This window comes from Kitasatospora sp. GP82 (assembly GCF_029892105.1).
Classification (GTDB): Bacteria; Actinomycetota; Actinomycetes; order Streptomycetales; family Streptomycetaceae; genus Kitasatospora.
The window spans coordinates 85,017-105,297 of sequence record NZ_JARZAJ010000022.1 but is presented as its reverse complement, the minus strand read 5'-3'; the positions used below and the strand labels follow the sequence as shown (position 1 = coordinate 105,297).

Below are 20,281 nucleotides of genomic sequence, written 5' to 3'. Positions count from 1 at the left end.
AGCTACGGACAGCGATCATCCGATCACTCGCTGACACCGCACCATGATGCTGCCCACTACACCCTTTTACGGCCAGATGCAGATACGTTCACCCGAAAAGGTGAGCGAAACGTCAGCTTACGAATCGCGTCTAATCCCATGGGAGAACGCGTACGCCACCGCCTGGGCCCGGTCACGCACGGCGGTCTTGGCGAAGAGGTTGTTGATGTGCGTCTTGACCGTCGCCTGGCTGACGAAGAGTTCCTGCGCGATCTCGGCGTTGGACAGCCCGTCGGCGATCAGCGCCAGCACCTCGGCCTCCCGCGCGGTGAGCCCGTCGGGCAGCTCGGCCCGCGGCGCCGGCGCAGGTCTGCCCGACGACGGCGCGGGAGCCGCGGCCTCCGGTGCCAAGGGCCCCGAAAGCCTCTCCAGCAACCGCCGTTGCACCTGGGGCGAGAGTCCGGCCGCACCGGAGCGGACATCCGCGATGGCCCGGGCGATCTCCTCGCCGCCCGCGTCCTTGGTGAGGTAGCCGCGCGCACCGGCCTGCAGGGCGGGGAAGAGCGAGGCGTCGTCGGCATAGGTGGTGAGCACCACCACCTCGGTGTGCGGGTACTCCGCCCGGATCCGGCGGGTGGCCTCGACCCCGTCGCAGCGGGGCATCCGAAGATCCATCAGGACCACGTCCGGACTCCGCTCGCCGACCAGCCGGACGGCCTCCTCACCGTCGGCCGCCGCCCCGACCACCTCGATTCCGGGCAGCAAGCCCAGCAGCATCACGATCCCCTCGCGCACCACCGTCTGGTCATCGGCGACCACCACTCTCGTCAGCCGCTCGCTCATGCGTCCGCCTCGCTCCGCTCGGTATTCGCTTCGCTCAACGCGCACCTGATATCGATTCGCCCGCTCATGCCGGCACCCGCAGCAGCACGCGCCACCCTCCGTCCTCCGGGCCCGCCAGCAGCTCACCGCCGAGCAGCTCCGCGCGTTCGCGCATCCCCAGCAGACCGTACCCACTTCCGCTGACGGCCAGTTCCTGCGGGGCCGCACGCGGCGGACGGGTGTTGCGCACCTCCAGCTCCACGCTGCCCTCCAGGTAGGCGAGCCGGACGGTGGCGCGGCTGCCGAACGCGTGCTTGCGAACGTTGGTGAGCGCCTCCTGCGTGGTGCGGCGCACCGCCAGCGCGGCCTCGGCCGGCAGCGGCCTGACCGTGCCCTGCACGGTGAGCGTCGCGCCCTCCTGCCCGGTCAGCTCGACCAGGTACTCCCCCACCGGCGTGAACTCGCCGCGCAGCGCGGAGAGCGCCTGCCGGGTCTCGGCCAGCCCGTCCTGCGCCATCCGCCGGGCCGCCACCACCCGTTCCCTCACCTGCTCGCGCTCGGCCCCGCCGTCCAGCATCAGCCGGGCCGCCTCCAGATGGACCAGCTGCGCGGAGAGGCTGTGAGCGAGCACATCATGGATCTCCCGGGCGATCCTGGCCCGCTCGGCCAGCGCCGCCGACTCGGCCTGGGCCGCATGGGCGGCCCGTTCCTGGGCCAGCAGCCGCTGCGCGGTGGCCCGGGCCTCGGCGTCCAGCCGCAACAGATATCCGAGTAGGCCGAGGCCGCCCACGGTCGAGGCGATACCCAGCCAGCTGTCCCAGCTCACCACGGTGTACGAGCCGAAGGCCAGCGCGGCGGTCAGCAGGGCGAAGCCGAACGGCAGGCGCACCAGCGCCACCACCGCCAGGCCGCACCAGAGCACGTCGGCCAACAGGTGGGCATGGCCCTGGTCGGCCAGTTGCGCAATGACCAGCAGCCCCGCGGCCGCACCCAGCGAGGGCCCGAGCCGGTGGGCCAGCGTGGCCCGGAAGAAGGCCGTGGTCAGGGCGGCAGCGGCCAGAATGCCCGCACCCACCGCCACCAGGGCCCACCCGGCGAAGTGACCGCGCGCGTACGTCCCCCAGACCACGAAGGCGAGCATGATCAGCCGGGAGACGACCGCGAGCACCGTACGCGGCACGCTCTGGTGCTCCCGGCGCAGCCCTTCACGGGACGGCCAGCCGGTCCAGGAGTCCTGCGGCACGTACGGTCCTCTCACGAATCACACTGACGGATCGAACCGGCCGGTCGACCGGCTCAGACGCTGACACCGTGGGGCTGTTCCAGGCTACGGGCCCGCCAGTTCACCACGACGCCACGGACGAGCAGCAGCGCGCCGAGGGTGAGCAGCAGGGCGTTGGTGCTCTGGTGCACATGGAGCGCCGAGCCGAGACCGTAGAGGCCGATCCGCAGGGCGATCATGGCGCCCCAGGCGGCGATGGTGGCCTTGGTGCCCTGGGCCCAGAGGGCGCCGTCGCCGTCCCGCCAGATCCGGACGGTCCAGCCCCAGACCGAGCCCATGGCGAGCACCACGATCACCGAGGCGACGAGCAGAGCGACGGACTCGGTCTGGTGCGTGCTGTCGATGAGCTTGGGGTCGCGCAGGGCGATGACCGCCAGAATCGCCGGGAGCAGCCAGAACCGGCGCTCGGTGTCGAGCCTCTGGGCCCGCAGTTGGCGACTGACGACCAGAGCGATCACCGCGAGGGCGATAAGAGCGTTGGCGAGGGCAGGCATCGGACTCTCCGACTGGGAGGAGGGGTTTCCTTGACACCACCGACGCTACGGAGCGCGAGCGGCCGAGTCCTCGGAGCCAGGGTTGATCCGAACGCCGAAGGGGCCCTCCACCCGTAGGTGGAGGGCCCCTTCGGCGCTCTCTTCGGGACCCGGGCCGTCAGACGTCGATACGCGAGCGGTCCAGGGTGGCCGCAGAGTCGACGATGAACTCCCGGCGGGGCGCGACCTCGTTGCCCATCAGCAGGTCGAAGACCTTCTCGGCCTGCTCCAGGTCACCGAGGTTGATCCGGCGCAGCGTACGGTGGCGCGGGTCCATCGTGGTCTCGGCCAGCTGGTCGGCGTCCATCTCGCCGAGGCCCTTGTAGCGCTGCACCGGCTCCTTCCAGCGCATCCCCTTGCGCTGGAACTCCAGCAGGGTGCTGCGCAGTTCGGCGTCGGAGTAGGTGTAGTGGTACTTCTCCTGGCCGCGCTTGGGGTTGGTGAGCTCGGTCCGGTGCAGCGGCGGGACGGCGGCGAAGACCCGGCCCTGCTCGACCATCGGCCGCATGTAGCGCTGAAAGAGCGTCAGCAGCAGGCAGCGGATGTGCGATCCGTCGACATCGGCGTCGGCCATGAAGATGACCTTGCCGTAGCGGGCCTGGTCGATCTCGAAGGAGCGGCCGGAGCCCGCCCCTATCACCTGGATGATCGAGGCGCATTCGGCGTTCTTGAGCATGTCGCTCACGGATGCCTTCTGCACGTTCAGGATCTTGCCACGGATCGGCAGCAGGGCCTGGAACTCCGAGTTGCGGGCCAGCTTGGCGGTGCCGAGCGCCGAGTCTCCCTCGACGATGAAGAGTTCACTGCGGTCCACGTCGTCGCTGCGGCAGTCGGCCAGCTTGGCCGGCAGCGAGGAGGTCTCCAGCGCGGTCTTCCGGCGCTGCGCCTCCTTGTGCTGGCGGGCGGCAACGCGGGTGCGGGCGGCGGCGACGACCTTCTCCAGGACGGCGCGGGCCTGGACCTTCTCGTCCTTCTTGGTGGAAGCGAGGAAGGCCTTGAGTTCCTTGGCCAGCACGGCGGCGACGATCCGGTTGGCCGCGGAGGTGCCGAGCACCTCCTTGGTCTGGCCCTCGAACTGCGGCTCGGCGAGCCGGACGGTGACCACGGCGGTGAGGCCCTCGGTGGCGTCGTCCTTGGTGATGTCGTCCTCGGCGACGCGCAGCAACTTGGCGGCGCGCAGCACCTCGTTGACCGTCTTGGCCAGCGAGCGCTCGAACCCGGTGACGTGGGTTCCGCCCTTGGGGGTGGCGATGATGTTCACGAAGGAACGGAGCGTGTAGTCGTAACCGGCGCCCCAGCGCAGCGCGATGTCCACCCCGAGGTGGCGGGTGACCTCGGTGGGGGTCATGTGCCCGAGCTCGTCCAGGACGGGGACGGTCTCCTTGAAGCTGCCCTCACCGCGCAGACGCAGCACGTCGCAGACCGGCTTGTCGGGGGCCAGGAACTCGGTGAACTCGCCGATGCCGCCGTCGAAGCGGAAGGTGGCCTCCTCGACCTTCTCGCTCTCCGTCAGCCGTTCGTCACGGACGACGATGGTGAGGCCGGGGACGAGGAAGGCGGTCTGGCGGGCCCGGTTGTGCAGGCTCTCCAGCGAGAGCTTGGCGTCCTTGAGGAAGATCTGCCGGTCGGCCCAGTAGCGGATCCTGGTGCCGGTGCGACCCCTGGGAGCCTTGCCCTTCCTGGTGAGGCCGCTCGCCGCCTCGAACGGTGCGTCCGGGCTGAGTTCGGTGAAGATGCCGGGGGTGCCGCGCCGGAAGCTGATCGCATGGGTGTGACCGCTGCGGTCCACCTCGACGTCCAGGCGCGCGGAGAGCGCGTTGACCACCGAGGCGCCGACACCGTGCAGACCGCCGGAGGCGGCGTACGAGCCACCGCCGAACTTGCCGCCCGCGTGCAGCTTGGTCATCACGACCTCGACGCCGGACAGCCCGGTCTTCGGCTCGACGTCCACCGGGATGCCACGGCCGTTGTCGTGGACCTCGACCGAGCCGTCCTCGTGCAGCAGCACCTCGATCCGGTCGCAGAAGCCACCGAGCGCCTCGTCCACCGAGTTGTCGATGATCTCCCAGAGGCAGTGCATCAGACCGCGACTGTCGGTTGACCCGATGTACATACCCGGACGCTTGCGGACGGCCTCCAGGCCCTCCAGGACGAGCAGATGCCGAGCGGTGTAATTGGAACCGTCGTCTCCGGCCAACAAGCCGGACGGCACGGTTTTTTCAGCGCTCACGCGGTGCTCCTCAATGAAGTTCTCACCCGTCCGACTTCCGTCCGACGCTTCGACTGACTTCCGACCCGGTCTGCCGGGCCCACCCGCACAGTGTTCCCAATGCCTGAGACACAGACGGCTCGGCCCGCGCAGCTTGTACGCGCTGCGCGAACAAGACCTCCGCCGAAGCCGGGGACTCGGGAGCGTCATCTCCACCTGCCACCACGGCTCCTGGCGGACCTCGACGTGAACAACAGGCGGCCGAACTGCTGCGATGCAGGCTACCGGTGCGTGGGACGGGGCTTATGCTCCAACCCAGCAGAGGATTATGCTACGCGGACCTCGGACACCGCTTCGTTAGGACGTTCGAGGACCGAGGCGGATCCTGGGAATCGGTACGCATGAACCGCCGATGCCCTGGGCACGTCCTCACCAACAACACAGCAGAATCCTCAGAGAAGAAAAGCCACGAGCGGGAACGATTTCGACCTGGTTGGATGTTGACCCTGGTACGACAGCTCGTCGAGCTAGAGAAGAGGCGACGTGACTACTGTTCTGACACCTGCGAGCCCGCTCACCGCGGCTGACCGCTGCGACCGCTGCGGCGCCCAGGCCTACCTGCGCGTCGTACTCGCAAGCGGCGGAGAGCTGCTCTTCTGTGCCCACCACGGCCGGAAGTTCGAGCCCGAGCTCAAGAAGATCGCCGTCGAGATACAGGACGAGACCGGTCGTCTTTCGACGACCAACGCCTCGGCCGACGACGACGAGCACTGACCTCGCCGCTCGCCCGGCGAGCTGATTCGAGCCAGGCCGAGAGCAGCCGGACGGCAGACCCCGCAAGGGGTTTACCGTCCGGCTGCGGCATTTCCTCAACCCGTTGACCGAGTTGACGAAGTGTCGGAGAGTATCCGCACAACTACTCGGCGTCAGACCGTGCGTACACCGCGCAGCCGTTCGGACACTCAGAGCACCGAGTGCAGCCAGTCCGACACCGCCGACACCCTTGTGTAGACGCCCGGGTGGTTGGCCTCGGCGCAGCCCGCCCCCCAGGAGACCAGACCCGCAAGGCGCCCGGCCACCACCAACGGACCGCCGCTGTCGCCCTGGCAGGCATCCTTGCCGCCCTGCTGATCGCCCGCGCAGACCATGCCCCGGGCATCGAACAGCCCGTCCGGGCCACCGGGGTAGGCGTGCGCACAGGTCTCATCGGCGATGATCGGCACGTCGACACTGTGCAACGTGTTCGAGTAACTACCGTCGCCCCGAGTGTCGCCCCACCCGTAGACCTGCGCCTTGGCTCCGGGCACGTACGGCTCCGTCTCCCCCGGCTCCACGTAGTTGATGAGCGACGTCTCGGGCTGGGCCTCGGCAATCGTGAGAACCGCCACATCCTGCATATTGGTGGCGTACGAGTACTCGGGGTGGACCAGCACCTCTCGGACCTCGACCTCCCTGCCGTTGCGCCGGGTGAGATCGTCCCGGCCGACGATCACCTTCAGCCCCGGGCGATCGATCCGCCGGCCGCTGGTCTCGTCGTAGAAGCAGTGCGCGGCCGTCACCACCTTCGTCGGCGCCACCAGCGTGCCGCCGCAGAACTGTCCGGCACGTGCGTTGCCGAACTGCTGGCGGCTGGCCAGCGCAACCATCCACCGATGGTTGCCGGTACTGACAGCCTTGCCGCCCACGATGCGCCGCTGCGCCTCGGCAGGCGCGGCAGCGGTCAATGCGATCAGCGGCGCCGGAAGGGCAGCCAGCAACGCCAGGGCCACCACCCTGCGGCGGCGCCTGCGAGGCAGCAGCGAGGCCGGGTGGGCGTCCAGGATGGGCAGCACCGGTTTCTCCAGACAGGTTCGGCAGCAGACAACCGGCACAGCGTAGTTGATCTACTACGCTGAGTGTCGATGCCCGACGCCACACCACCCGGACGAGGGATTCGACGCACGGCCGGATGACGGCGGGCCCTGACCCCTGCCCCGACCCCGGATACGCCGAAGGGCCCGGAGCGTGAAGCTCCGGGCCCTTCGGGGACGATCGGGGATCAGTCCAGGTAGTCGCGCAGAACCTGCGAACGCGACGGGTGGCGCAGCTTGGACATGGTCTTCGACTCGATCTGGCGGATGCGCTCACGGGTGACCCCGTAGACCTTGCCGATCTCGTCCAGCGTCTTCGGCTGACCGTCCGTCAGACCGAAGCGCATCGACACCACGCCGGCCTCGCGCTCGCTGAGGGTGTCGAGCACCGAGTGCAGCTGCTCCTGGAGCAGGGTGAAGCTGACCGCGTCGGCCGGGACGACGGCCTCGGAGTCCTCGATGAGGTCACCGAACTCGCTGTCACCGTCCTCACCGAGCGGGGTGTGCAGCGAGATGGGCTCGCGGCCGTACTTCTGGACCTCGATGACCTTCTCCGGGGTCATGTCGAGCTCCTTGGCCAGCTCCTCCGGGGTGGGCTCGCGGCCCAGGTCCTGGAGCATCTGGCGCTGGACGCGGGCCAGCTTGTTGATGACCTCGACCATGTGCACCGGGATACGGATGGTGCGGGCCTGGTCGGCCATCGCGCGGGTGATCGCCTGGCGGATCCACCACGTGGCGTAGGTGGAGAACTTGTAGCCCTTGGTGTAGTCGAACTTCTCGACCGCACGGATCAGACCGAGGTTGCCCTCCTGGATCAGGTCCAGGAAGAGCATGCCGCGACCGGTGTAGCGCTTGGCCAGCGAGACCACCAGACGGAGGTTGGCCTCCAGCAGGTGGTTCTTGGCGCGGCGGCCGTCCTCGGCGATGATCTCCAGCTCGCGCTTGAGCTTCGGCGCGAGCTTGTCGGCGGCGCTGAGCTTGTCCTCGGCGAACAGGCCGGCCTCGATGCGCTTGGCGAGCTCGACCTCCTGCTCGGCGTTGAGCAGCGGGACCTTACCGATCTGCTTCAGGTAGTCCTTGACCGGGTCTGCGGTGGCACCGGCGACGGCGACCTGCTGAGCGGGCGCGTCGTCCTCGTCGTCGTCGGAGAGGACGAAGCCCTGCGACTCCTCTTCGGGCTCGGCCTCCTCGCCGGCCTTGTCGCCGGGCAGCGCGGCATCCTCGAGCAGCTCCTCCTCGCCGAGCAGCTCCTCGTCGCCCTTGCCACCCTTGGCGGCGGTCTTCTTGGCGGCGGTCTTCTTGGCAGGGGCGGCAGCCTTCTTGGCCACGGCCTTCTTGGCGGGGGCGGCGGCCTTCTTGGCCACGGCCCTCACCTCGGTACCCTCGACGCCCTCCACGACCGTGACCTCGGTGGTCGACACCGTCGCGGCGACAGCCGGGACGGCCACGGTCGCGGCGGGGGCGATCCGCACCGGGGGTCGGGTGGGAGCAGCCGGAGTCCGAGTGGTGACCGCCTTGGTCGCGGTGCGCTTGGTGGTGCTCTTGGCGGCAACGCTCTTGCGCTTGGACCCGGCAGGTTCAGCAGCGCTGACCATCAGGTCCACCCCTTCCTCAATCAACACCTGGTTGAGGCTGCGCATGACGTTCTTCCACTTGGTGACCGGGATCTGGTCCGCCTCGAACGCCTGGCGCACGTCGTCACCGGCGATCTGCCCCTGGGCCTTGCCCCGCTCGATGAGCGCGAGCAGAGCTGCGGACTCGGCGATCTCGGGGGGAAGCGAACGGGATGTGCTGGCCGACACGAACAACCTCTCGGACGATGAGTGGACTCGAACCCCGTGCCTGGCCGCCCGAGGGGGCGGGGAAGGAACACGCGCGACGACGCGCGGTGTCGATTCCGACCGGCTCGGAGCTTGAGGACTGGGTTTGCAGGACGGCAGCAGCGCCGCGGACCAACACAGCATTCTGACACTGGCTGGTATTCCGGAGCTGCTTCCGCTCCGTACACATCGCTGCCGCCCCTCAAGTGTTACGCATGGCCATGGTGTCGCCGGTCACACCGGCTTTCCGGGACGGACGTGGCCCTCCGGCTGCCTCGGACGGCTGGGGAACCACAGCGGTCCTGGGGACCTCAGCGGTCTCGAAGCTCGAACGGTTCAGCCGAAGGGCCAAGGGTGCCACTTTCTCCCGGAGCTTCCCCAACAGCCTTCTCCGGGAGAGATCCGGGACCGGTCCGATTCCCGTCCCTCGGGCGGGCGGGTACCTGTGGAGCAGTGCTCGGCCGGGCTCAGTGCTCGCGCGGGGCCGGCACCGAGTGCTCGACCTCCGGGTGGACGGTGAGCAGCGCCCGGATGGCCGTCTCGGCTGCGGTGCCGTCGCCCGTCCCCAGCGCGTCGACCAGCCGGGTGTGCAGGCTGACCGAGGACTCGGACGGCCGCTCACAGGTGGTCGCCGTGCCTCCGGAGACCTGGAGGGCACAGGCCACGATGCCGGAGAGGTGCTCCAGCATCCGGTTGCCCGCCATCTGGAGGATCAGCGCATGCAGCTCGGCGTCGGCCCGGCCGTAGCTGACCAGGTCTCCCTGGGCCCCGGCGTGGCCCATGACCTCGGTGAGTTCGACCAGCCGCTGCTGGACATCCTCCCGGCCGTGTCCTGCCGCGAGGCGGGCGGCGAGCGGCTCGATCGCCCAGCGGAGTTCGAACAGCTCCCGGCGCTGCTCGTCCCGCTGCGGCCCGAAGGCCCGCCACTCGATGATGTCGGGGTCGAGCAGGTTCCAGTCGCTGACCGGGCGGACCCTGGTGCCCACGTTCGGCCGGGCGCTCACGAGGCCCTTGGCCTCCAGCACCCGCAGCGACTCGCGGACGACGGTGCGGGAGACCTCGAACCGCTGGCCGATCTCCTCGGGGACCAGCGGACGGTCGGCGCCGAGGTCGCCGGAGACGATCATCTGGCCGAGCTGCTGGACCAGCTGGCCATGGAGGCCGCGGCCGCGGCTGCTGGTGGTCTTCCGGCCGACCCGGGCGAGGTCGGCCTCGGCGCCCTCCCAGCGGGGCGCGGGTGGAGTGGGCCGATCGGCGTACGAGAAACGGTCCAGCTCTCCGGCGGCGCCGACTGGGTCTGCCGAACGAGCTGCGGTCATGGTGGGGTGCGCAAGGGTACTCACACGTCCTTTGTCGGCGATCCGCGGGGTCGGCTTGAGAATTCTCGTGAAAAGCACACGAAAGGGTGATCGCCCGTGACCGGATAATTGACTTCATATCAGGCAGAAAGCGGCTTTTTCGATCCTGCTCCCTCGGCCCCCCATGACAGACTGTCACCAGGATCACCGGCCGGGCGCCAACGACGGTGCCAATGACGGCGCCGACACGGTGTCGGCCACCGTGTCGGCGGAGGGTACGGCCGGAGCTTCCGGCGACGCCGTCAGAGCGCGCAGCGCCGGAGTTGGACCAGGAAGCAGGAGAGCAGAAGCACCGCGGCCGGGGCCAGCGAGGCTGCGAGGAAGACCGGCTCCAGCACTGGCCGAAGCGCGGGACCGAGTGCCGGACCGAACGCCGACACGCCGTCCCGAGGGGCGTCCCCGAGCCAGTCCAGTCCGTACTGGAACGGCAGCAGTTCACGGACCCGAGCGGGCATCGGCCGACCCGTCCGACGAAGCACCAGGGAGAGCGCGGGCTCCAGCAGCGCCGGTAGCGCCGCGAGGATGAGCATCCCGGCCGCCGCACTGCGCACCAGCGAGGTGGTGAGCAGCCCTGAGCACCCGGCCAGCACCACCATGACCCCGAACACCGCGAGCGGCTGTCCGACGGCCACCATTGTCTGGGCGTCCGGGCCGAACATCCGCGCGGCATCCACACCGGCCGGGAGCGCGAAGCGCAGCACCACAGCATCCACCACGGCGGTGGCGACCGCGAGTGCTGCCGAGAGCAGACCGATCACCACCAGCTTGCCCGCCAGTAGCCCGATCCTGCGCCGGTACGTGACCTGCGAAGCCGCCAGGCCCGGGTGCCGGACCTCGTGCCCGTACGAGAGGGCGCCCAGCGCGCCGGCGCCGAGGGCGGAGATCGGGAGCGGCAGCAGCGGGACAATCGCCGTCACGGAACGGACGGCGGCGGGCACCGAGAGGGCACCGGCGGGCAGTTGGTGCGCGATCACGGCTGCCACCGCGGCGTCACCGAGCAGCACGGCACCGAGGACGAACCAGGTGGAACGGAGGCCACGCAGTCGCCGCAGCTCGTAGGCAAGGACGCGCACGGTTCACTCGCTCCGGTGGTGGTCGAGGCCGGGAAGGGGCTGGGACAGCGCCGCGGACTCGGGCACCGGCCCAGGCGACGGCACCGACACCGCCGGGGGCGGCGCCGTCCGGTCGGGCTGGGCAGGTCTGCCGACCGTTGCGAGTCGCGCCGTGTCTGCCATGCCCGGCATATCCGGTGTACCCGGCGTGTCCGGCGCCTCCGGCGTGTCCGGCGTGTCCGGCATATCCGGGTTATCTGGCGCGTCGGCCTTGTCGGCCTCATGGAATTCGTTGATCCGGTAGACCCCGTAAACCTCATCGGCCGGTTGGGGCTCGCCGTAGGAGTGGGCCTGCGACTGGTGCTGCAACTGGGACTGGGGCGCGGACTGGGCGCTGGTCGGCCGTTTGCCGAGCGCTCGACTGCCCACCGGCTGCCTGCCCACGGCCTGGGCGCCCACCAGCGGAGCACCCGAGGACCTTCCGGTCGAGTGGAGTTGGACACTGCCGGAGCGGCCGGAGGCGGACGGCAGGCTCGGGTGCGGGATGGGCTGCTCGACCACCCGGTCGGCCAGCTCATGGAGCAGAATTCCGTGCCGGTAGGCGAGTTCGCCGATCTCGGTGCGGCCGATGCCGCTCACCGCGAGACCGGCGCCACCGTCCCTGCGGATCTGGACTCCCTGTCCGGCCAGCAGATCCGCCAGCCGGGCCATCTGCGGTCCGCGGACCGAGACTTCGGGGTGCATCCGCGTCCGGCGGAACTCCGCGATCGGCTGGTCCGCAAGCAGTCGGCCCTGGTCGAGAGTGATCACCCGGTCCGCCAGGACGGACGCCTCCTGCGGGGTTCTGGTGGTGACCAGAACCGTTCCGCCCGAGACGGCGAAGGAGCGCAGGAAGGAGTGGAACCACTCGACGTTGCGCGGCGAGAGGCCCTCGGTGGGGGCGTCCAGCAGCAGGGTGTGGGGGGATCCGAGCAGGGCTGCGGCGAGGGTCAGACGGCGGTGCATACCTGGCGAGAAGCTGCGCAGACGGTGGGCCGAGACCGTGGCCAGCCTGGTCTGCTCCAGCAGTTCGTCCGCCCGGGTGGACGGGACACCGACCGCGGCGGCCAGCATCTGCAGATGACTGCGCGCCCGACGTCCCGGATGCCCGGCCGGCACACGTCCGCCCGGGAGTACGACGCCGACCTCACGCTCGGGACGGCGCAGCCTGCGGTAGGTGCGCCCGTCGAAGAGGGTGATGCCCGTGCCACGCTCCAGCTCCACCATGAGCCGTAGCGCGGTGGTCTTCCCCGCACCCTCCGCACCCAGCAGAGCGGTCACCATGCCTGGACGGGCGTCGAACGTCAGGTCGAGCAGGGCCGGTGGACGGCCCCGCCGATAGACCTTGGTCAGTCCGGTGATCTGGATCATCGCTGCCTGCTCCCATGTCCTCGGCCGACCGGGTCCACGGGCATCACGGGTGGTCCCTGAGCATGCCCGCGCCAGCACACTAGGACGCATTGGCGGAGAAAACGGGCATTACGGATGCATCGTGCACGGTGTGGCCGCGCAGCTCACTCGATCAGGCGACAGATTTGTCAGACGTGACAGACGGTCAACGCTTCGAAGCGCCGGGAAGGACTGCAAAGGCGGGCCGGTCAGGCTGGGACCGGGTCCATCCGGCCGACCGGGCCGACCGGGCGGTCACGATTCGAGGCGCGATCACGACTCAGGGCGGAGCATGGGCGGGTTCAGAACGGTTGCCCCGCCTGCCTTGAAGAGCTGGGCGGGACGGCCGCCCTGACGGGTCGTCGTACTGCCGGAGGGCACCAGGAACCCAGGAGTGCCGGTGACCTTGCGGTGGAAGTTGCGCGGATCCAGGGCCACGCCCCAGACGGCCTCGTAAACCTGGCGCAGCTCGCCGACGGTGAACTCCGGCGGGCAGAACGCGGTGGCGAGCGAGGAGTACTCGATCTTGGATCGGGCCCGCTCCACACCGTCGGCCAGGATCTCCCCGTGGTCGAAGGCGAGCGGAACCCCCTCGGCCGGGCCCTGCCCGACCAGCTCGGCGACCGGCGCCCAGCGAGCACTACGGGCATCCCCACCGGCGCGTGGGGTCGGCAGATCGGGGGCGAGCGCGAGATGGGCCACGCTGACCACCCGCATCCGGGGGTCGCGCTGAGGGTGGCCGTAGGTCGCGAGCTGCTCCAGGTGTGCTCCGGCCGAACCCTGGCCGGGAGTGGAGTGCGCGCGCAGGCCGGTCTCCTCGGCAAGCTCCCGTGAGGCTGCCTCCGCCAGGCCCTCGTCAGGGCGTACGAAGCCGCCGGGCAGCGCCCAGTAACCCTGGAACGGGGGCTCACCACGGCGCACCAGGAGTGCACACAACGCGTGCTCCCGCACCGTCAGCACCACCAGGTCGACCGTGACAGCGAACGGGGGGAAGGCCGACCGGTCATAACGCGACATGACGACGATCATAGTCGTCTCTCTGACGATAAGCACAGGGTTGGGCAGGGACAGACCGGACAGGTCCGTCGGACCGCACCGTCGCGCTCCTCCGAAAGGCCGTTGTCGGCCCAGCCGATCGGCCGACCCGACGCCTGCGATATCTCGCAGTATCGCGGCGCGACGGCACCTCGTCCGCAGTCGGCCACCAGCAGCACCACACCTGCCCTGCCCTGCCCTGCCCTGCCCTGCCCTGCCCTGCCCTGCCCTGCCCTGCCCTGCCCTGCCCTGCCCTGCCAGCTTCTCTCAGCGCGTCCCCAGCTGAAGCGCCGACGATGCCTCCTCCACCACGGCGACGCCGATCCGGCTGACCCGGACCGAGAACGGCTCCCCCGCCACCCGCAGCCCGGCGAGCTCCAACTCCCCCACCGGTGCCGTGCTGGCCGGGCGCACCACCACCCGCCCTGCGGGCACGTCGGGGCGCACCCCGGCGAGCGACAGCACCAAGTGGACCGCCGCAGCCGCCGATACCGCCGCAGGGCGGCAGGCCGCCGGATGCGGCACTGGTGGACAGTCCGCCACCCGCTGCTCCCCTGCGTACATCTCGGGCAGCCGCCCTTCGAAGTGCGTCGAGGCATCCAACAGGCCCTCCAGCAACGCCCCGGCCTCCCGCTCGAACCCGGCCTCGGCCAGGCCTGCCACGGCGAGCACGGTCTCGTGCACCCGCACGGCCCCGCTGCGGTGCCCGAGCGGGTTGAACCGGGGCGACTTCGCGCTCAGGGTGCGCAGGCCCCAGCCGCAGTCGAACTCGGGGGCCGCCAACCGCTGAGCGAGAGTCCGGGTCTGCTCGCGGTCGAGCAGACCCTCGTGATGGGCGCCGTCAGCCGACAGACCCAGGTCGAGGAGGTGCACCAGGGAGGCGGCGACGGTGGGCAGTGGACGGCCAGGGCCAGCAAGTGCTGCTGCTGGACGACCTCCTGACAGGTCGTCGATCCAGAACTCCTCTCGGAACCGCTCGCGCAGCCCAGCCGCCCAGGTACGCCACTCTCCGGCACCGGGGCGGCCGAAGGCGTCCAGTAGCTCGGCCCCGTGCAGCGCGGCCCGGTACGCCTGGGCCTGCACCTCGCACCGCGCGGGCAACGGGCGGGCGGCCCGCTCCTCGGCCGAGCGTCCGAGGTCGGTCACAAAGCCACCCGGACCGGCGGTCGGGAAGCCGCCCGAGGCGTCGCTGACATTGGCCCGCAGGGCGGCCAGGGCCCGTTCGGCAGCCGGGAGCAGCTCGGCGACCTCCTGTTCAGGCAGGCCCCAGCGCCACGCCTCGGCCAGCACGGTCACGAAGAGCAGCGTGGCCTCGGTGGCCGTGGAGGACGGCGGTAGTTCGGGGCCACCGTGTCGCAGTCCGCCCGGGAGGAGGCCTTCGGGCCGGGACCACGGACCCTGCGCCGCGCTGGTCGGCCCGGAGGGCGCAGCGGAGGCGTTCGAGGTACCCGGACTGGGCTGGCCCGGCGAGCCGGGCGAGCCACTGCCCGGGTGCTGACGGCGCGCCAGGGCCCGCAGCGTCCCGGATGTGAGCCGAGTGCCGAGGGGCAGGGTCAGTCTGGCTGCCCAGAGCGCATCGGCTGCGGTGAGGCCGAAGCGCCATGGCACTCCGGACGCCGAGTAGAGGTCCGTCGGCCGGTCGGCGTCAGCGAGCAGCAGACCCCCGAGTGCACCGAGGGAACGCGGGAGGAGCCGTTCCACCCGTGAGTCGTCGCATCGCACCTCCGGCTCCGACCAGGGCAGCGGGACCCCCTGTGCCCGGCCGATGGGCGGGCGGAGGGCCGCCGGTGCCGAAGTCTCGAACCCCGTCCGCAACTCGACCGACCAGCGGGCACCGGGCTGCACCTCCAACTCCCAGCGCAGCATCCCGGCTCCGGCCAGCACAGCGTGCGGGGACGGGCGGGCCGCTACCGTGGCGCTGTGGCCCTGCCCTGCCCAGCGCAGTCCGGCCGACTGGACCTGACCCGGGAGATCGGCGAGACGCCGCCCTGCGGCGATATCGGCGAGCAGGCCGAGGTCCGTGCCGAGCGCGATCTCCAGCGGGAGTCGAGCGGGACGGCCACCCGTGTTGCGTACGGTGATCGTCTCCATACCATCGGCGTGGCGGAGCCGCTCGACGGTCAGCGCCGGGTCCGGATCCGGGTCTCCGGGGATCCGGACAGCGCCGACGAAGCGGGCCTCGGCAGTCGAGGTCAGCGCGCCCTGGAGCGGCAGCGGCTCGATGCCGCCCAACCGCAGCTCCATTCGGGCCAGGACCCGGATGCCGGCTCGGTAGAAGCCATGGAGACTCTGCCCACGGAGCTGACCGTCGGCCCCGGAGACGGCCATTGCCGGAGCGTTGACGCAGAGGACCGCAGAGTGCGCCAAGGTCTGGGCAGCGGCGTGCATGGGTGCCGGTTGCGGACGTGCCTGGGTTGGCGGACGCAGCTGCCCCGTGCCCTGCTGCTCGGGGCGCGCGGCGGGGCGTGGTGCCTCACCGGCTGAGACCCCGTGCGGGGACGCTCCGGCAGGGGCTGCCCCCGGATGACCAGGGCCGGTTGCAGGCTTTCCGAACGGTGGTGCTCCGAGCGGCGAGGCAGCGAGAGCTCTCGCAGACAGTGGCGGGGCAGGCAGTGGCAGGGCAGGTAGCGGGGTGCCGTGAGCAGCTGCGTCGGGCGAAGGCATGTCGAACGATCTCCCGGCGGTCGGGGCAGCAGTACTGGCAAGGCCGTCGGCCGGGCCGGGGCTGGTCGCCCCGTCCGCCGAGGAAGTGGCTGAAGCGAATTCGGTGGCCGATGTTCCTGGCGGCGCGGCGGGAACATCGGGCCAACGCGCAGCCGACGATTCGATCGGCCCCGAGTCGGTGTCGGTGCCGGACCCCGACGGCGAGACCAGCACCGCTGGGGCGGTTGGTGCCATTGGGGGAGCCGATGCAGGTGGAGCAGCCGGTGCCGGGGCAGGGCCGTGATCGAACGACGAAGGTACGGACGGTGGTGCGGTCGCCGACACTGTCTGCGCCCCTGCCTCCGGTGGCCTCATGCCGGTCACCTGGCTCTCCTATCTCGGCCGACCGGTGACGGCGCTGCCGGTCGGCCGCGAGCGTGCTCGATCGCGATCTGATGCTGCCAAGCCACTGGGGCAGGTGAACCACCCGTCAGCGGCCGGGCTTCCGCCCTTCCTCGAAGCTGCCCCCACCAGCCCCTTAACCTTCCCTGCCTGGTCTGCCCGACCTGAGTCGGCGGGCAGGTCGGGCCAGGTCGGCCATGCACCGTGCCCGGCCGCCTGTGTGTCATCCGACCGCGCAGTCCGGCCTTCCGAGGACCGTCGCAGCCCTCCGAGGGGAACGTCACCGCCTGTCCTCCGTGCCTCCGTTCCCGAACGCCCGGCACCGAGCCGGCGGCAACACCCCGAGGGCGGCGCCCGCAGGATGAACGCACCGCATGTCCCCCAGGTCACGCCGATCCGGCGGCGGGCACCCCCAACTGGGCCCCTGGCGTCCAGTACTGCCGAATCCACCACCGGGCCACGCGGGTTCGGACCACCGGCTCGGACAGCTGCCTCAAGAACCCGGTCAGGGCAGCCGATCCGCAGCCGAGGACAATTGGACGGAACGAACGGAGCCGAGCCCCCGACGCGGACCGCCTCCCTGCGTCTGCCCGCCGTACCGGCTCCGGTAGGGCGTCAGGATACGGTGCGGGGGCGGCGGGCCTCTCACTCGGAACCCCGGTGGTATCCGCTGCAACGCGCCCGTGACCAGCACATACCGAGGAGTTGCATGTCCATCGCCAGCCGGCTGCCCGGGATCGTCACGACCGACCGCTTCTTCCAGGTGCCGCTTGATCACCGGGCTCCGGACGGTGAGCAGATCGAGGTCTACGCCCGCGAGGTCGTCGCCGCAGGCCGGGAGACGGACAAGCTGCCATGGCTGCTGTTCCTGCAGGGCGGCCCCGGCGGCAAGGCCGGACGGCCGCTGGGCCGGGACACCTGGCTCACCCGTGCTCTGGACGACTACCGAGTGCTGCTGCTCGACCAGCGCGGCACCGGACGCTCCACCCCGGCCAATCGGCAGACCCTGGCCCGGCGCGGCACCCCTCAGCAGCAGGCGGACTACCTGGCCCACTTCCGCGCCGACTCGATCGTCCGGGACGCCGAACTGATCCGCCGTCGGCTGCTCGGCGGTGAGGACCGTTGGACCTTGCTCGGCCAGAGCTTCGGCGGCTTCTGCACGCTCACCTACCTCTCGCTGGCCCCGGAGGGCCTGCGTGAGGCATTCGTGACGGGCGGTCTGGCCGGGCTGAGCAGTTCTGCGGAGGACGTGTACCGCGCCGCGTACCCGCGCGTGGCGCGGAAGAACGAGGCGCACTACGCGCGCTACCCGCAGGACGTGGCCCGTGTACGGACGATCGCCGCCCACCTGGTCGAGGCGCCGGCCCGACTCCCCGACGGGGGCGTGCTGACCGTTCAGGCGTTCCAGGGGCTCGGCATGCTGCTCGGCTCCGGGACCGGCTCTCACACCCTGCACTACCTCCTTGAGGAGGCCTGGGTCGAGGGCGTGGACGGCCCCGATCTGTCGGACACCTTCCTCGCCGGCGTCCAGGCCCAGCTGTCCTTCACCCACGGGCCGCTGTACGCGCTGCTGCACGAATCCATCTACGGCCAGCGCTCGGTGGCCCCGGCCGGTACGGGCTGGGCGGCGGAGCGCGTCCGCAAGGAGTTTCCGGAGTTCGACGCCGGGCAGGCGCTGGCGTCGGACCGTCCGGTGCTGTTCACCGGCGAGATGATCTACCCGGCGCTGTTCGAGACCGACCCCGCGCTTCAGCCTCTTCGCGAGACCGCCGAGCTGCTGGCGGAGCGCGGTGACTGGCCCGATCTGTACGACACGGAGCAGCTGGCCGCCAATCAGGTGCCGGTGGTGGCTGCGGTGTACCACGACGACATGTACGTGGACACCGCCGACTCTCTGGCGACGGCGCGGGCCGTCCGAGGGCTGCGCACCTGGGTGACCAACGAGTGGGAGCACGACGGCCTGCGGGTGAGCGGTGGTGCGGTGCTGGACCGGCTGATCAGGATGGCCCGCGGCGAGCTGTAGCCGTGCGGGCCACTGCCCGGCGAGTCGCAGGTGGGCAGGCCATGGCCGGGCTACGGGCCGCCGGCCGAGGCGGGCGGCCCGCCCGGCCGGAGACACGCTGTGCCTGCACTGCTGCGCTGACCGCCGGTGGGTGAGCGCGGCCCCCAACCAGGCCGGTGCGGCCACCCGGAGCGTGGCGGACCCGGTCATGTCGGCCCCCTGCCGCCGTTCGGGAACCTGCGCTGCGTGACACCATCACGCTGAACGGTCGTCACTCCGTGGGCCGCGGAACGGAGTCTGCCGGACAGCCGCCGCCCGGCCTGGCGGACCTGGCTGCGCAGGCCGCCCCGGCCGAGGTGTCGCGGCTCACCCGGATCCGCCCGCCCGTTCGACGAGCTGCGTCCGCGCTCGGGAGCCCAACCCTCTCCCAGGACGCGCTCCTTGTCAGCGCCGAGGGGTCCCGTTGCGATCTCTCCGTCGGGAGACGCCTCGGCCAGGGCAACTGGGCCGTCCTCCTCACCGTCCGACAGCTCCTCGGGAGCATTGCCCGTGTGCTGCGCGGTGTGCCTGCCGTCGGGTGTCGGCCGGTCAACGCCCCGGCGACGACCCGGCGGTGCGCCGATCGGCGGGGCCGGGAGATCGACCACCGGCGGGGGCCCGACGGGCGCGGCCGGCGGCCCGGCCGCCGAAGGCCCGACGGGCGGAGCCGAATTGCGGCGGCCGGCTCGCTCCTTGCGCACGCTGTCCAGCAGCTGGTCCGGCAGCAACCCGCCGTTGAGCGAGTCGTAGAGCAGCTGCGCCAGCGTGTACTCGGGGTCGAGGTCGAGCGCCCTCGCCAACACGACCCGGGCCGTCGCGGAGTCGTCCGCGAGCCACGACGTCCAGGCGAGCAGAGTCAGTGGGGCCACGGCGAGGTGCTCGAACGGGGGGACGCACCGCTGCGCGAGGAAGCGCCAGAGCCGCTGGGCCGAGCCGAGCTCCTCCGACTCGGCGTACTCGGCAGCCCGGTCCCGGCCCAGCCTGTCCTGCAGGCCGACCAGCAGCCGGGCCGCACACTCGGGGGTGACTTCGCGGGCCCCCGCCTGGAACTCGGCCATGGCCTCGTCGAGCAGCTCCACCGTCCGGACCAGTGCGACCTGGCGGCCGCCGGGCTCCGTCATCTCGTGAAGCAGCTGCGGGCCCGCCCGCTCGATCGCCAAGCGCTGTGGCTCGTCGCCGGGCGCCCCGATCGGAGCCAGGCTCGCGACGATCGACTTCCGGCTGCCCCTGGGGGCCAATCCTGCGAAGGTGGCCGCGGCAGCCGCCGGGCTCGCCGTCCTCGCCGGACGGACCGGCACGCCGCTCGGGTCGCAGCAGCCCGTCCCCTCGCAGAGGAAGGACCACCAGCGGCCGGCCGAGACGCACAGGGACTCCTTCACCACCACGCCCTCACTGCGGAAGGCCTGCGCCAGATGCTGCGCCAGTGGTTTGAGCTGTGCCACCACGCTGCGACCGCCGCCCTCCCCGCCGCCGGGCCCGCCGCCGTCGGCCTCTGCGGGATCTCGGCAGAGGTAGAGCAGTACCTGGTCGGGACGGCGGTCGCGCTCTTCGGACAGCTCGACCAGCAGTCGGGCCGTGTCCGCCGCGATCGGCTGCCACTGAGCGGTGTCCTCGGGGATGTCGACCCTGATCACCCCGCCCTGGTGGAGGGACGGCCCCTGGAGGCCCACGGCGACGATGCTGTCGTCGGGGAAGAAACCCAGCAGGTAGGGCAGCATCTCGGCCATGTCGGCCGGGCCGCGCATCCGGACGGGCGGTTGGTTGGGCAGTTGCCCCGGAATGGGCTCCTGCGGCACGGTGGGAATGCGTTCTTCGTTCATGCCGGGA

At 71.0% G+C, this 20,281-nt stretch carries 13 protein-coding genes and 1 pseudogene; 2 read left to right on the top strand and 12 right to left on the bottom strand.

The features are described 5' to 3' along the window. Window positions 1-117: 117 nt before the first annotated feature. The 4 genes from P3T39_RS23445 to P3T39_RS23430 all read right to left on the bottom strand — a co-directional run bounded on the left by P3T39_RS23445 (window position 118) and on the right by P3T39_RS23430 (window position 4,846). Complete coding sequence (locus P3T39_RS23445; protein WP_280700637.1) at window positions 118-822, bottom strand: response regulator transcription factor; 705 nt, start codon at window positions 820-822, stop codon at window positions 118-120. A gap of 64 nt (window positions 823-886) precedes the next feature. Continuing rightward, a complete protein-coding gene (locus P3T39_RS23440; RefSeq protein ID WP_280700727.1) occupies window positions 887-2,044 on the bottom strand; it encodes a histidine kinase in 1,158 nt (385 codons plus the stop codon). A 53-nt stretch (window positions 2,045-2,097) separates the two neighbouring features. Beyond that, on the bottom strand, window positions 2,098-2,577 hold the full coding sequence (locus P3T39_RS23435) for a CcdC protein domain-containing protein (RefSeq protein ID WP_280700635.1): 480 nt from the start codon (window positions 2,575-2,577) through the stop codon (window positions 2,098-2,100). Between the two features lie 157 nt (window positions 2,578-2,734). Next, window positions 2,735-4,846, bottom strand: coding sequence for a DNA topoisomerase IV subunit B (locus P3T39_RS23430; RefSeq protein WP_280700633.1), 2,112 nt, complete (start codon window positions 4,844-4,846; stop codon window positions 2,735-2,737). 522 nt (window positions 4,847-5,368) lie between these two features. On the opposite strand from P3T39_RS23430, the gene P3T39_RS23425 reads away from it, so the two are divergent. Next, window positions 5,369-5,599: a hypothetical protein gene (locus P3T39_RS23425; RefSeq protein ID WP_280700631.1), complete on the top strand. Its 231-nt coding sequence runs from the start codon at window positions 5,369-5,371 to the stop codon at window positions 5,597-5,599. Window positions 5,600-5,787: 188 nt separating this feature from the next. On the opposite strand, the gene P3T39_RS23420 is transcribed toward P3T39_RS23425, so the two are convergent. From P3T39_RS23420 to P3T39_RS23390, 7 genes and pseudogenes are all read right to left on the bottom strand, one after another. Further along, window positions 5,788-6,657 (bottom strand): serine protease, encoded by an 870-nt coding sequence (locus P3T39_RS23420; RefSeq protein ID WP_280700629.1) that lies wholly within the window; start codon window positions 6,655-6,657, stop codon window positions 5,788-5,790. Window positions 6,658-6,863: 206 nt separating this feature from the next. Continuing rightward, window positions 6,864-8,477: an RNA polymerase sigma factor gene (locus P3T39_RS23415; protein WP_280700627.1), complete on the bottom strand. Its 1,614-nt coding sequence runs from the start codon at window positions 8,475-8,477 to the stop codon at window positions 6,864-6,866. 485 nt (window positions 8,478-8,962) lie between these two features. Beyond that, a complete protein-coding gene (locus P3T39_RS23410; protein WP_280700625.1) occupies window positions 8,963-9,838 on the bottom strand; it encodes a FadR/GntR family transcriptional regulator in 876 nt (291 codons plus the stop codon). 257 nt (window positions 9,839-10,095) lie between these two features. Then, entirely contained in the window at window positions 10,096-10,926 is an 831-nt protein-coding gene (locus P3T39_RS23405) for a hypothetical protein (RefSeq protein WP_280700623.1), read from the bottom strand. 3 nt (window positions 10,927-10,929) lie between these two features. Continuing rightward, window positions 10,930-12,315: an ABC transporter ATP-binding protein gene (locus P3T39_RS23400; RefSeq protein ID WP_280700621.1), complete on the bottom strand. Its 1,386-nt coding sequence runs from the start codon at window positions 12,313-12,315 to the stop codon at window positions 10,930-10,932. Window positions 12,316-12,606: 291 nt separating this feature from the next. After that, window positions 12,607-13,429, bottom strand: a pseudogene (locus P3T39_RS23395) (NUDIX domain-containing protein). 206 nt (window positions 13,430-13,635) lie between these two features. Next, complete coding sequence (locus tag P3T39_RS23390; RefSeq protein WP_280700620.1) at window positions 13,636-15,696, bottom strand: glycogen debranching N-terminal domain-containing protein; 2,061 nt, start codon at window positions 15,694-15,696, stop codon at window positions 13,636-13,638. A gap of 1,426 nt (window positions 15,697-17,122) precedes the next feature. Here P3T39_RS23390 and P3T39_RS23385 point away from each other — a divergent pair. Continuing rightward, window positions 17,123-18,436 (top strand): alpha/beta fold hydrolase, encoded by a 1,314-nt coding sequence (locus tag P3T39_RS23385; RefSeq protein ID WP_280700618.1) that lies wholly within the window; start codon window positions 17,123-17,125, stop codon window positions 18,434-18,436. 185 nt (window positions 18,437-18,621) lie between these two features. On the opposite strand, the gene P3T39_RS23380 is transcribed toward P3T39_RS23385, so the two are convergent. After that, window positions 18,622-20,274, bottom strand: coding sequence for a DUF4192 domain-containing protein (locus tag P3T39_RS23380; RefSeq protein ID WP_280700616.1), 1,653 nt, complete (start codon window positions 20,272-20,274; stop codon window positions 18,622-18,624). Window positions 20,275-20,281: the final 7 nt, after the last annotated feature.

What these genes read in the sequence shown, in the direction of transcription:
- P3T39_RS23445 (WP_280700637.1), bottom strand. Translation starts at nt 822, where the DNA reads ATGAGCGAGCGGCTGACGAGAGTGGTGGTCGCCGATGACCAGACGGTG.
- P3T39_RS23435 (WP_280700635.1), bottom strand. Translation starts at nt 2,577, where the DNA reads ATGCCTGCCCTCGCCAACGCTCTTATCGCCCTCGCGGTGATCGCTCTG.
- P3T39_RS23400 (WP_280700621.1), bottom strand. Translation starts at nt 12,315, where the DNA reads ATGATCCAGATCACCGGACTGACCAAGGTCTATCGGCGGGGCCGTCCA.
- P3T39_RS23390 (WP_280700620.1), bottom strand. Translation starts at nt 15,696, where the DNA reads ATGGCCGTCTCCGGGGCCGACGGTCAGCTCCGTGGGCAGAGTCTCCAT.
- P3T39_RS23385 (WP_280700618.1), top strand. Translation starts at nt 17,123, where the DNA reads ATGTCCATCGCCAGCCGGCTGCCCGGGATCGTCACGACCGACCGCTTC.
- P3T39_RS23380 (WP_280700616.1), bottom strand. Translation starts at nt 20,274, where the DNA reads ATGAACGAAGAACGCATTCCCACCGTGCCGCAGGAGCCCATTCCGGGG.